General features: G+C 64.1%; 10 protein-coding genes. 7 read left to right on the forward strand and 3 right to left on the reverse strand.

The window, feature by feature from the left end; translation table 11 throughout:
* Positions 1–380: 380 nt before the first annotated feature.
* From X771_RS26165 to X771_RS161685, 5 genes are all read left to right on the forward strand, one after another.
* Positions 381–470 (forward strand): K(+)-transporting ATPase subunit F, encoded by a 90-nt coding sequence (locus X771_RS26165; protein WP_023669708.1) that lies wholly within the window; start codon positions 381–383, stop codon positions 468–470.
* Between the two features lie 18 nt (positions 471–488).
* Positions 489–2,192, forward strand: a complete 1,704-nt coding sequence (gene kdpA / locus X771_RS161705; protein ID WP_023686544.1) for a potassium-transporting ATPase subunit KdpA — start codon at positions 489–491, stop codon at positions 2,190–2,192.
* A 232-nt stretch (positions 2,193–2,424) separates the two neighbouring features.
* Positions 2,425–4,518 carry a potassium-transporting ATPase subunit KdpB gene (kdpB, locus tag X771_RS161695; RefSeq protein WP_023686546.1) on the forward strand — a complete coding sequence of 698 codons (2,094 nt, stop codon included), beginning with the start codon at positions 2,425–2,427 and terminating at the stop codon, positions 4,516–4,518.
* Between the two features lie 12 nt (positions 4,519–4,530).
* Complete coding sequence (gene kdpC, locus X771_RS161690) at positions 4,531–5,097, forward strand: potassium-transporting ATPase subunit KdpC (RefSeq protein ID WP_023686547.1); 567 nt, start codon at positions 4,531–4,533, stop codon at positions 5,095–5,097.
* Positions 5,098–7,910: 2,813 nt separating this feature from the next.
* Complete coding sequence (locus X771_RS161685; RefSeq protein ID WP_023686548.1) at positions 7,911–8,603, forward strand: response regulator transcription factor; 693 nt, start codon at positions 7,911–7,913, stop codon at positions 8,601–8,603.
* Positions 8,604–8,618: 15 nt separating this feature from the next.
* Here X771_RS161685 and X771_RS161680 read toward each other — a convergent pair whose 3' ends face one another.
* Positions 8,619–9,209: an invasion associated locus B family protein gene (locus tag X771_RS161680; RefSeq protein WP_023686549.1), complete on the reverse strand. Its 591-nt coding sequence runs from the start codon at positions 9,207–9,209 to the stop codon at positions 8,619–8,621.
* Positions 9,210–9,457: 248 nt separating this feature from the next.
* Here X771_RS161680 and X771_RS161675 point away from each other — a divergent pair, with 248 nt between their 5' ends.
* Together X771_RS161675 and X771_RS161670 are read left to right on the forward strand one after the other, a co-directional pair.
* Positions 9,458–9,730 (forward strand): hypothetical protein, encoded by a 273-nt coding sequence (locus X771_RS161675; protein ID WP_023669716.1) that lies wholly within the window; start codon positions 9,458–9,460, stop codon positions 9,728–9,730.
* A 120-nt stretch (positions 9,731–9,850) separates the two neighbouring features.
* Complete coding sequence (locus X771_RS161670) at positions 9,851–10,327, forward strand: NUDIX hydrolase (protein WP_023669717.1); 477 nt, start codon at positions 9,851–9,853, stop codon at positions 10,325–10,327.
* Between the two features lie 6 nt (positions 10,328–10,333).
* On the opposite strand, the gene X771_RS161665 is transcribed toward X771_RS161670, so the two are convergent.
* Both X771_RS161665 and X771_RS0133255 read right to left on the reverse strand, forming a co-directional pair.
* The gene (locus X771_RS161665) at positions 10,334–11,194 is read right to left on the reverse strand and encodes a citryl-CoA lyase (protein WP_031202406.1); all 861 of its coding nucleotides are present in this window, start codon (positions 11,192–11,194) and stop codon (positions 10,334–10,336) included.
* The gene (locus X771_RS0133255) at positions 11,191–12,369 is read right to left on the reverse strand and encodes a CoA transferase (RefSeq protein WP_031202407.1); all 1,179 of its coding nucleotides are present in this window, start codon (positions 12,367–12,369) and stop codon (positions 11,191–11,193) included. Before X771_RS0133255 ends, X771_RS161665 begins: the two co-directional genes overlap by 4 nt.
* Between the last annotated feature and the right edge of the window lie 9 nt (positions 12,370–12,378).

The raw sequence follows: 12,378 nt of genomic DNA on the forward strand, positions 1-12,378 counted from the left end.
CGTTCCCATTGTTTCGAAAGACGGAGCCGCCGCAAGAGGGGTCGCGATATCATGGCGTCGGTTTCTAGCGGCCCGGAACGGAGCCATCTCCCGGAAATCTTTATAGGAATTTTATATCTTTCCTCCCGGCCCCGTCTCGAACCTTTATGGCGATCGGGTCCATATTCCATCTCGAGCAAAACGCTGCGGACGCCGTGACCCCAGAGTTACGGCGGGCCGTTCTCATGGAATTTCTGGCTCGCCAGTCGCTGGCGCCAAATACAAGCAGAAGCAAGGACCAACACATGGACATTGTCGTCATCGGGATCGACGTTTTGTTTTTCACGCTTTCCCTCGCCTACATCAAAGCCTGCGACGCTCTTTAGCGGAAGGATCGCACCATGCTTGTCGATTACATCCTCGGTGGCGGCGTGACCTTGTTCCTGCTCGTCTACCTGACATACGCCCTCGTTCGCCCAGAACGCTTCTGAAGCAAGGCACGGAAAGCCATGACACTCAACGGATGGATACAGATCCTGGTTTATTGCGGGATCGTCGTTTTGCTGGTGAAGCCGCTCGGCGGCTACATGTACCGCGTCTTCAATGGCGATCGCACCTTTCTCTCGCCCATACTCGGGCCCGTTGAGCGCGGCCTCTACCGCATTTCGGGAACCAGCGAGCGCGAGGAGCAGCACTGGACGACCTACGCGGCAGGAATCATCTTCTTCAGCCTTGCCAGCTTCCTGGTGCTGTACTTTCTGCAACGCCTGCAGGGCGTCCTGCCTTACAATCCGGCCGGGATGGCATCGGTCGAACCCAATCTCGCCTTCAACACTGCCGTCAGCTTCGTCACCAACACCAACTGGCAGAATTACGGCGGCGAAAGCACGTTGTCCTACCTCGTGCAGATGGCCGGCCTGACCGTGCAGAACTTCATGTCGGCCGCCGTCGGCATTGCCATCGCGGTGGCGCTGATCCGCGGCTTCGCCCGCGCCTCGGCAAAATCGATCGGCAATTTCTGGGTCGATATGACCCGCTGCACGCTCTACATCCTGCTGCCGCTCAGCATCGTGCTCACCCTCGTCTATGTCTGGCTCGGCATGCCGCAGACGCTCGGGCCTTATGTCGACGCCACCACTCTGGAGGGCGCCAAGCAGACGCTCGCCCTTGGGCCGGTCGCCTCGCAGGTCGCCATCAAGATGCTTGGCACGAATGGCGGCGGCTTCTTCAACGCCAATGCCGCGCATCCTTTCGAAAACCCCGACGCCATCTCCAACATGATCCAGATGGTGACGATCTTCGCGCTGGGTGCTGCACTCACCAACCTCTTCGGCCGCATGGTCGGCAACCAGCGCCAGGGCTGGGCGATCCTGGCCACGATGGGTGTGCTGTTCATCGCTGGCGTCGTTATCTGCTACTGGGCGGAAGCCGCGGGCAATCCGCTGGTCCATGCGTTGGGCGTCGACGGCGCCAACATGGAAGGCAAGGAGAGCCGCTTCGGCATTGCCGCTTCGGCACTATTCGCCGTCATCACCACGGCTGCGAGCTGCGGTGCGGTGAACGCCATGCATGACTCGTTCACAGCACTTGGCGGCCTGGTCCCGATGCTCAACATGCAGCTCGGCGAAGTCATCGTCGGCGGCGTCGGCGCCGGCTTCTACGGCATCGTCATGTTCATCGTCATCACCGTGTTCGTCGCCGGCCTGATGGTTGGCCGCACGCCCGAATATCTCGGCAAGAAGATCGAGGCCAAGGAGGTCAAGATGGCAATGCTCGCCATCCTCGCTCTGCCGTTGGTCATGCTGGTCTTCACGGCAATAGCGGTCGTGCTGCCAAGCGCCGTCGCCTCGATGGCCAATGGCGGTCCGCATGGCTTCTCCGAGGTTCTTTATGCCTACACTTCGGCGGCGGCCAACAACGGCTCGGCCTTTGGCGGCCTTTCCGGCAACACGCCCTGGTACAACATCACGCTCGGCATCTCCATGTGGGTGGGTCGCTTCTTCGTCATCATTCCAGCGCTTGCCATTGCCGGCTCGCTAGCGACGAAGAAGACGGTTCCGGCTTCCGCCGGCACCTTCCCGACCGACGGCCCGCTGTTCGTCGGCCTGCTCGTCGGCGTCATCCTGATCGTCGTCGGCCTGACCTTCTTCCCGGCACTGGCGATCGGACCGATCGTCGAGCACCTGGCTGCCATCAACGGCCAGACATTCTGAGGCTTGTCATGTCCTGGTTCTACCCAAAACGCATGAAGGCCCGGCCGCGAGCCGGCCCACGAGCCGGCAATGAGGGGGAGGAAACGCCCCCTCCCTTCCCCAGCGTATCTACCTTCCTCGGCCTCGCGGCAGTCATGATCGTGATCTGGCTGCTGGCCTATGGTCCGCCGCCCCTCTTTTCGGCATCCGATCGGTCGGTGCCGGCCAACAGTTCAGATACTGGAGCCACCAAATGAGCCAGTCCAAATCCGCGAGCATCATGGATGCCCGCATCCTGTGGCCGGCCATCGGCGGCGCCTTCAGGAAACTCGACCCCCGCACGCTGGTCAGGAACCCGGTGATGTTCGTCGTCGCCATCGTCTCGCTTCTTACCACGGTCCTGTTCGTCAAGGATCTCGCCACCGGCGGCGGCGATTTCGGCTTTACGCTGCAGATCATCATCTGGCTGTGGTTCACCGTGCTGTTCGCCAACTTCGCCGAGGCCGTCGCCGAAGGCCGCGGCAAGGCGCAGGCCGATTCGCTGCGCAAGGCGCGCACCGAAACCCAGGCCAAGCTGCTTGCCGGCGAAGACCGCTCCAGGTTCAAGCTGGTGCCCGGCACCAGCCTGAAGGTTGGCGACATCGTGCTGGTCGAAGCCGGCGACATCATCCCGTCCGACGGTGAAGTGATCGAAGGCGTGGCCTCGGTCAACGAGGCGGCAATCACCGGCGAGTCCGCACCCGTCATTCGCGAATCCGGCGGCGACCGTTCGGCGGTCACCGGCGGCACGCAGGTTCTGTCCGACTGGATTCGCGTGCGCATATCAGCGGCCTCCGGCCACACCTTCCTCGACCGCATGATCTCGCTGGTCGAGGGTGCCTCGCGCCAGAAGACGCCCAACGAGATCGCGCTCAACATCCTGCTCGTCGGCATGACGCTGATCTTCGTGCTGGCCACCGCCACGATCCCGAGCTTTGCCTCCTATTCCGGCGGCTATATCCCGGTGACGGTGCTGGTCGCGCTGTTCGTCACCTTGATCCCGACCACCATCGGCGCCCTGCTGTCGGCCATCGGCATTGCCGGCATGGACCGCCTGGTGCGCTTCAACGTGCTGGCCATGTCCGGCCGTGCCGTCGAAGCGGCGGGCGACGTCGATACGCTTTTGCTCGACAAGACCGGCACCATCACGCTCGGCAACCGCCAGGCCACCGAATTCCGCCCGGTCAAGGGCGCCACCGAACAGGAACTGGCCGATGCCGCGCAGCTCGCCTCGCTCGCCGACGAGACGCCTGAGGGACGCTCGATCGTCGTGCTGGCCAAGGAGAAATACGCCATCCGCGCCCGTGACATGGCAACCTTGCATGCCAGCTTCGTGCCCTTCACCGCGCAGACCCGGATGAGCGGCGTCGACATCGATGGCTCGTCGGTGCGCAAGGGCGCCGTCGATTCGGTTCTCGCCTATGTCAGCCAGTCGTCATCGGCCACTCACGGCACGCGCCCCGGCAGCGACACCGTCAAGGATCTCCAGGCGATCGCCGACGAGATCGCCAAGTCGGGCGGCACGCCGCTGGCCGTCGAGCGTGACGGCCGCCTGCTCGGCGTCGTCCACCTCAAGGACATCGTCAAGGGTGGTATCCGCGAGCGCTTTGCCGAACTGCGCAAAATGGGCATCCGCACCGTGATGATCACCGGCGACAATCCGATGACTGCGGCGGCGATCGCAGCCGAAGCCGGCGTCGACGATTTCCTCGCCCAGGCCACGCCCGAGGACAAGCTGAAGCTGATCCGCGACGAACAGGCCAAGGGCAAGCTGGTCGCCATGTGCGGTGACGGCACCAACGACGCGCCGGCCTTGGCGCAGGCCGATGTCGGCGTCGCCATGAACACCGGCACGGTTGCCGCCCGCGAGGCCGGCAACATGATCGACCTCGATAGTGACCCGACCAAGCTGATCGAGATCGTCGAGATCGGCAAGGCGCTGCTGATGACGCGCGGCTCGCTGACGACCTTCTCGATCGCCAACGACGTCGCCAAATACTTCGCCATCATCCCGGCCATGTTTGCCGTCTTCTACGTTGCGCCGGGACATACAATCGGCCCCCTGCAAGCGCTCAACATCATGCATCTGGCGACGCCGCAGAGCGCCATCCTGTCGGCCATCATCTTCAACGCGCTGATCATCATCGCTCTGATCCCGCTGTCGCTTAAAGGCGTCAAATACCGCGCCATCGGCGCCGGCGCGCTGCTCAGCCGCAACCTGCTGGTCTACGGCCTCGGCGGCATCATCGTTCCCTTCGTCGGCATCAAGGCGATCGACATGATCGTCACCGGCCTCGGCCTCGCTTAAGGAAATACGTCCATGCTCACTCAGATAAGACCCGCTGTTATCATGATCGTCTTTTTCACCGTTTTGACCGGCCTGATCTATCCCCTGGGCATGACCGGCATCGCCCAGGCGCTGTTTCCGCACCAGGCCAATGGCAGCTTGATCGAGAAAAACGGCACGGTCATCGGCTCCGAACTGATCGGCCAGGGCTTTGCCGACGACAAGTATTTCCATGGCCGCCCCTCGGCTGCCGGCGACGGATACAACGCCGCAGCGTCCAGCGGCTCCAATCTCGGTCCAACCAACCCCAAGCTGATCGACCGCATCAAGGCCGACGCCGAAAAGCTGAAGGCGGAGAACCCGAACCAGCCGGTGCCGATGGATCTGGTGACGACGTCCGGCAGCGGCCTCGACCCCGCCATCAGCCCGGACGCCGCCTATTTCCAGGTCGCTCGGGTGGCCAAGGCCAGGGGCTTCGACGAAGCCAAGGTCAAGGCGCTTGTCGACAGCCATGTCGAAGGCCGCGAACTCGGCTTCCTCGGCGAGCCGGTCGTCAATGTGCTGGCGCTCAACCTGGCACTGGACGATACCAAGCAGTGAGAGACAATCTCTGAAGCCAGGGGCCAGGGATCGACACGATCCTCGGCGCCGTTCATGATCGAGCCTGATGCCGGACGCCAGAAGCAACTATACCAGACCCTCTCCGGACGCGCTGCTCGAGCATGCGGAACGGGAAGAGCGCGGCCGCCTGCGGATATTTCTGGGTGCTGCACCCGGTGTCGGCAAGACCTACGAAATGCTGATGGCCGGCCGCGCCATGCTTGCCGACGGCATCGACGTGGTCATCGGCATCGTCGAAACCCACGGCCGCAAGGAAACCCTGGCGCTGGTCCAAGGCTACGAGGTCATCCCGCGCCAGAAGGTCGACTACAGAGGCCGCGTGCTGGACGAGATGGACATCGATGCCATTCTCGCCCGCCGGCCGGCGCTGGTGCTCGTCGACGAACTCGCCCACACCAATGCGCCAGGCAGCCGCCACCCCAAGCGCTATCTCGACGTCCAGGAAATCCTGACGCGCGGCATCGATGTCTACACCACGCTCAACATCCAGCATGTCGAGAGCCTGAATGACGTGGTGGCGCAGATCACCCGGGTCAGGGTGCGCGAAACGGTCCCGGACTCCATCATCGACCAGGCCGATGACATCGAGATCATCGACCTCACGCCCGACGACCTGATCAAGCGGCTGAAAGAGGGCAAGGTCTATTTCCCCAACACTGCCCAGCGCGCAGTCGAAAACTATTTCTCGCCGGGCAATCTGACCGCGCTTCGGGAATTGGCGCTGCGCCGCACCGCCCAGCGCGTCGACGAGCAGTTGCTCAACCACATGCAGTCGCACGCGATTCCCGGCCCTTGGGCGGCGGGCGAAAGGGTGCTCGTCTGCGTCGATGCGCGTCCGGGCGGAGCGTCTCGTGTCCGCTATGCGCGCCGGCTGGCCGACCGGCTGCGCGCACCGTGGACGGCGCTGCATGTCGACACGCCGCGTTCGGCCGCCATGTCGGAGGAAGACAAGGACCGGCTGGCCACACTGTTGCGCCTGGCCGAGCAGCTCGGCGCCGAGGTGACGACCATTCCGGGCCAGAACGTCGCCCAGGACATCGTCCGCCACGCCATGGCCAACAACTTCACCCATATCGTCGTCGGCAGGCCGACCCGCTCGCGCTGGCGCGAACTGATCGAGGGTTCGCTCACCTACGATCTGATCCGCAATGCCGGCGATATCAGCGTCCATGTCATTTCAGGAACGGAGCGCGACAACGAGGCCACGTCGAGGGTCAAGGCGGCGGCCGAGCAGACGCCATTTCAAATCTGGCCTTATCTTTTCTCGACCGTCTATGTCGCCGGCGCGCTTGCCGTCAGCGCCGTCCTCGATCAGTTCCTCGACGTTCGCAACCTTGCCAGCGTGCTGCTGCTGGCGGTGCTGACATCGGCAGTGACCTTTGGCCTGTGGCCGGCGCTGTACGCCTGTTTCCTCAGCGCCATTGCCTTCAACTTCTTCTTTCTCGAGCCGCGCTACACGATGACGATCCGCGATCCGGAGAAGATCGGAAGAGCACACGTCTGAACTCCAGTCANGTCTTCCTCGTCGTTGCCGTCATCGCCAGCAATCTGACGGCGCGTGTGCAGCGTCAGGCAGCCGCCGCCCGTTCACGCGCCCGGGCCACCGAGGACATCTACCTCTTTTCAAAGAAGCTCGCCGGCGCCGGCACGCTCGACGACGTTTTGTGGGCCACAGCCTTCCAGATCGCCTCGATGCTGAAGCTGCGCGTGGTGCTGCTTTTGCCGGAAGAAGGCACGATCACCGTCAAGGCCGGTTATCCCCCCGATGACACGCTGGCCGAGGCCGACATCGCGGCTGCACGCTGGGCTTGGGAACACAACCGGGCTGCCGGCCGTGGCGCCGATACCCTGCCCGGGGCAAAACGCCTCTACCTCCCCTTGCGCACCGCACGCACGGCCGTCGGCGTCGTCGGCCTCGACAATGACAAGCAAGGCCCGCTGCTGACGCCCGAGCAACAGCGCCTGCTCGACGCGCTGGCCGATCAGGCGGCGGTTGCCATCGAGCGCATCCAGTTGGTCGCCGATGTCGATCGCGCGAGGCTGGCGGCCGAGGCCGACCGCTTGCGCTCGGCACTGCTGACGTCGATCTCGCATGATCTGAAGACGCCGCTCGCGGCCATCATGGGCGCGGCCGGCACGCTCAGGGAATTTGCGCCGGCACTGCCCGAGAACGATCGGGCCGAGCTGCTGACCACCGTGCTCGACGAGTCCGAACGGCTGAACCGCTTCATCGCCAATCTGCTCGACATGACCAAGATTGAATCGGGCGCCATGGAACCGAATTTCGCCCTGCACTATGTCGGCGATGTCGTGGGCTCGGCCTTGCAGCGGGCACGCAAGATCACTGCCGGGCACAAGACCGAGGTTGATATTCCGGCCGACCTGCCGATGCTGAAGCTAGATCCGGTGCTGTTCGAGCAGGTGCTGTTCAATCTGTTCGACAATGCCGCGAAATACGCGCCACCGGGATCGACAATCCGGCTGCAGGGCTGGGCCGACAATGGCTCCGTCGTGCTGCAGATCATGGATGAGGGATCGGGCATTCCGCCCGCCGACCTGGAGCGCGTCTTCGACAGCTTTTACCGGGTGCGCAAGCGCGATCAGGTCCAGGCCGGCACCGGGCTCGGCCTGTCGATCTGCCGGGGCTTCATCGAGGCGATGGGCGGCACGATCATGGCGGCGAACCGCAGCGATCGCCAAGGCGCGGTCTTCACCATCCGCATGCCGAAGCCGGCACGATCGCCCGGCCTGGACGAACGGAACGCGGACGGGCAAAACTCTGGTGATCCGGCATGACAAATTCCAACGTCAGCATACTGGTCGTCGACGACGAGCCGCCGATCCGCAAACTGCTGCGCGTCGGCCTCGGCAGCCAGGGTTATGCGGTCAGCGAAGCGCCCAACGCCAAGGCTGCGATCGAACTCGTCGATGCACAAAAGCCGGATCTGATCCTGCTCGACCTCGGCCTGCCCGGCATGGGTGGCCTCGATCTCCTGCGGAAATGGCGCGACGACGGCCTCGACGTGCCCGTGGTCATCCTGTCCAGCCGCACCGACGAAGCCGGCATCGTCGCGGCGCTCGAACTCGGCGCTGACGACTACATCACCAAGCCGTTCGGCATGAACGAGCTGGTCGCCCGCATCCGCGTCGCGCTGCGCCACAAATTCCAGCAGCAGGGCGAAAAGCCGGTGTTTCAGACCGGCGATCTCTCGGTCGACCTGGTCAAGCGCATCGTCAAGGTCGAAGGCAAGGAGATAAAGCTCTCCCCCAAGGAATACGACATATTGCGTATTATGGTGCAGCATGCCGGCAAGGTGCTGACCCACCATTTCATTCTGAGGCAGGTGTGGGGCGATTCGACCGACGTGCAGTATCTCAGGGTCTATGTCCGCCAGCTCCGGCAGAAGATCGAAAAGTCGCCCGACCAGCCGCGCTACATCACCACCGAAACCGGGGTGGGATACCGGCTGCGCGAGGTTGAGTAGCCGCGCGCTCGCTGCTCAGTCCGCCGAGAGTTCCGCGGTCCGTGCCAGTGCGCCGCCGAAGCCGTTGAGCGGGATGGTGAAACTCACCGCTTGACCGGTGTCGGCCGCGAAGGCGTCGATCTTCAGCGTGGTGGCTGCCTTGAGCAGCGGCGTGACGCTGGCATCGAACGCCACCGGCACCAGGCAGCCGACGGCCTGGCAGGTGTTGAACGGCAAGCTGCCTTCCAGCTTCTGGTCGTCGATGGTCAGGCTGACTCCTTTGGCGAGCGCCAGGCCGAACGGCAGCGCCAGCGTTCCGGCGGCATCCTCGCCGCTCTTGCTCGACAGCTCGATCGCCAGCAGGCGCTGATTGGATTGCTTGTTGAACTGCTGATGCGACAGGCTGCAAACCTTGGCCGTGCCGGTTACCTGGCAATTGACCGTCCAGTCGCCATGTGTCTCGGACAGCGCCGAGGCGCCGCCAGGCAATGTCGGGCCGGCAGCAGGGGCGGGCGCTGCGGCGGCAGGCGCCGTCTTGTCGGTCTTGGTTTGCGCCGCGACTGCCACCGGGCCAAGAATACAGATGCTGCCCAGTAGCGCCGCGAAATATACTTGCCTGCTTTTCATCAATATGCTCCCGATTGTGCCTCGAGTCAGCAGCGATTGAGCCCGAGATCCGCGCCCGATAGAGCGGTCAATCGATCTTTTCTGTCAAGTGCGGCCAGGCCGCTTCCTCAGGGATTTCGCCAACCCGTGGCAGATCGGCCCATGGCAGACCCGCCCATGGCAGATCGAGACGAACGCCCTATATAGAGAGGAGGTTATATCTGTACGGGAATGAACTGATGTCGACGCTTCGCCTATCGACAGTTCTGATGTCGGCAATGCTGGCAGCAGCAACGCTCGCCGGCATCATGCAATCTGCTGCGGCTCAATCCGTCAATCCCAGCGCCAACCGGCTGATCCAGCAGAACCAGCTGCAGCAATTGCGCAACAGCCTGCAGCGGCAGCAGTTCCAGCAACAGCAGCAGCAATATCGCGAGCAGGACCGTCGGATCGTGCCGCAGCCGCGCCCCGAAGTGCCCGTCGTCCGGCAAGCTTGTCCGATTCAGATCGTCAACAACCAGATTGTGCGTGTTTGCCGTTGATATCGGTCGCTTGCGATTTACTTAGTCGACTTATTTACTAAAAATGCTCATTGCCTCGCGGGCATATCAGGGTTTGCAGGCGGCGTGCGGCGGTGCGCCCGCCGACCGGATTTTCAGCACATGGCGACGACGAAGAAAAAGGCGGTACGCAAGGCAAGGCGAGGCGAACGCATTCGCCAGGTCGCCGCCATTCCCTTTCGCCTGGACGTTTCAGGCAATTTCGAAGTGATGCTGGTGACGTCGCGAGCGACGAAGCGCTTTATCGTGCCCAAGGGCTGGCCGATGAAAGGAAAGAGCGGGCGCAAGGCCGCCACCATCGAGGCGCGCGAAGAAGCCGGCGTGCTCGGCAAGACCCGCAAGGCGCCTGCCGGCAGCTATTCCTACTGGAAACGGCTGGAGCACAATTTCGTGCGCGTCGACGTCGTCGTCTATCTGTTGGAGGTGTCCGAGGAACTGGCCAACTGGCAGGAGGCCAAGAGCCGCCAGCGGGCATGGCTCAAGCCGCAGGACGCGGCGTTGCTCATCGATGAGCCGGATCTCTCGACGCTGATGGCCAACCTGGCGCCGCCTCAGCCGGCAGTGCCGGACCCGGCCTGACCAACCTCACTTGCCCTCGTCCCCTTCAGCGGGACCCTGGTCCCCTGGAAATGGCCGCAGCGGCGTGCCCGTATAGGCCCACAACCATTCGCGCGGCAGCGGCCCTTTGTTGCGCTCGCTTTGCTGCGACTGCTCCCATGCATGCGCCAGGATGCCGACCGAGCGCGAGAGCACGAACAGGCCGCGCGTCAACGGCGGCGGAAAGCCGAGCTCGCCATAGATGACGGCGGTGGCGCCGTCGATGTTGAGCGGTATTTTCTTCCCCTTGCGGCGCGCGACCTCCGCCTCGACGGCCTCGGCGATGTCGGCAAAGCGTCCGCTGACGACGCCGCGCGCGGCAAATTCGCGCGTAACTGCGATCAGGCGCGGCGCGCGCGGATCGACCGGGTGGAAGCGATGGCCGAAGCCCGGCACATAGCCTTTTTCCTCGGCGAAGAAACGGTCGAGCCGTGCGGCTACGGCTTGGTCCAGCGCAACACCCTGGTCAAGTGCCACGGCAATGTCGCCATAGAAGGACAGCGCCTGTTCGCCGGCGCCGCCATGCACGTCGCCCAGCACGTTGACGGCGGACGCCATGGCGCTGTTGATGCCGACTCCGCAGGTGATGGCCATGCGGGCAATGGCGATCGACGGCGCCTGCGGCCCGTGGTCGACGGCCGCCCCCAGCGCAATGCCGAGCAGCGCCGCCTGCTCCTCGCTTGGCAATTCGCCACGCAGCATCAGCCAGATCGTGGCCGGAAAGCTGACGCGGCCGATCAGCTCCTGGATTTCATAGCCGCGCAGCCGGATGATGCCGGGGCCCATCTCGATGATGCCGGTCTGCCACCACTCCTCGCCGCGCTCGCGGCCGGTTTTTCTCTCGCTCACGCGCTTCTCCTGGCGCGCGGCGGCAGGGTGGAAAAAACCTCGTCCATATGCTCACCCAGCACCGGCGGCGGCAGGACCGGCAAGGGTGCCGCGCCATCGACCATGAAGCCGCCGCGCACCACTGTCAGCGGCTGCTCCATGCCGGGCAGGCCCTGGAAACGCGTGGTCATGTCGCGCTCGACCACCTGGCGCTCGCCAAGCACCTGCGGGATCGTCAGCACCCGGCCCGCCGGAACGCCGGCGCGGTTGAACTTTTCTTCCCAGGCAGCCGCCGAGGCGCTCGCAAGCGCTGTCTCGATCAGCCCTCTCAAGGAGGCGCGGTTCTGCTTGCGCGTCTCGCGCTCGGCAAAGCGCGGATCGTCGGCCAGTTCCGGCTGGCCGATCAGCCGGCAAAGCGTGACGAACTGCTCCTGCTTGTTGGCGGCGATGTTGAGCAGGCCGTCGCCGGTGCGAAACGCGCCGGAGGGCGCAGCCGTCATGTTCTCATTGCCCATCGGCTGCGGCTCGACACCGGCGGTCAAATAGTTGGACACCGGCCAGCCCAGCGCCGACAGCGTGCATTCGAGCATCGAGACATCGAGAAACGCGCCCTCGCCCGAGGTCTTCTGCTTGACCAGCGCCGCGGCGATTGCGAAGGCCCCGACCAGCCCCCCCAGCGTGTCGGCGACGGGATAGCCGACCCGCAAGGGTGCTGTCTCCGGCGTGCCGGTGATGCTCATGATACCGGACAGCCCCTGGATGATCTGGTCGTAGGCCGGATTGTCGCGCATCGGCCCGCTCTGGCCGAAACCGGATATGGCGCAATAGACGAGACCGGGGCGGACCGCTTTCAGCACCTCATAGCCGAGACCCAGCCGCCCCATCACGCCCGGTCGAAAATTCTCGACCAGCGCGTCGGCCGAGGCGACGAGATCGAGGAAGCGTTCGCGGTCGGCTTCGCTTTTGAGATCCAGCACCACCGATCGCTTGCCGGCATTCTGCGCCAGGAACGACGCGCCCATCCCCGCCTCGTTGAGCGCCGGCGAGGCGCCGAGCTGGCGCGCCAGATCGCCGCCTTGCGGCGTCTCGACCTTGATGACATCGGCGCCGAGCAGCGCCAGCTGGTAGGCACAATAAGGGCCCGCCAGCACATTGGTCAGGTCGAGAATGCGGATGCCGGCAAGCAGATCGGTCATGATGCTCCA

This window comes from Mesorhizobium sp. LSJC269B00 (assembly GCF_000502815.1).
GTDB lineage: Bacteria > Pseudomonadota > Alphaproteobacteria > Rhizobiales > Rhizobiaceae > Mesorhizobium.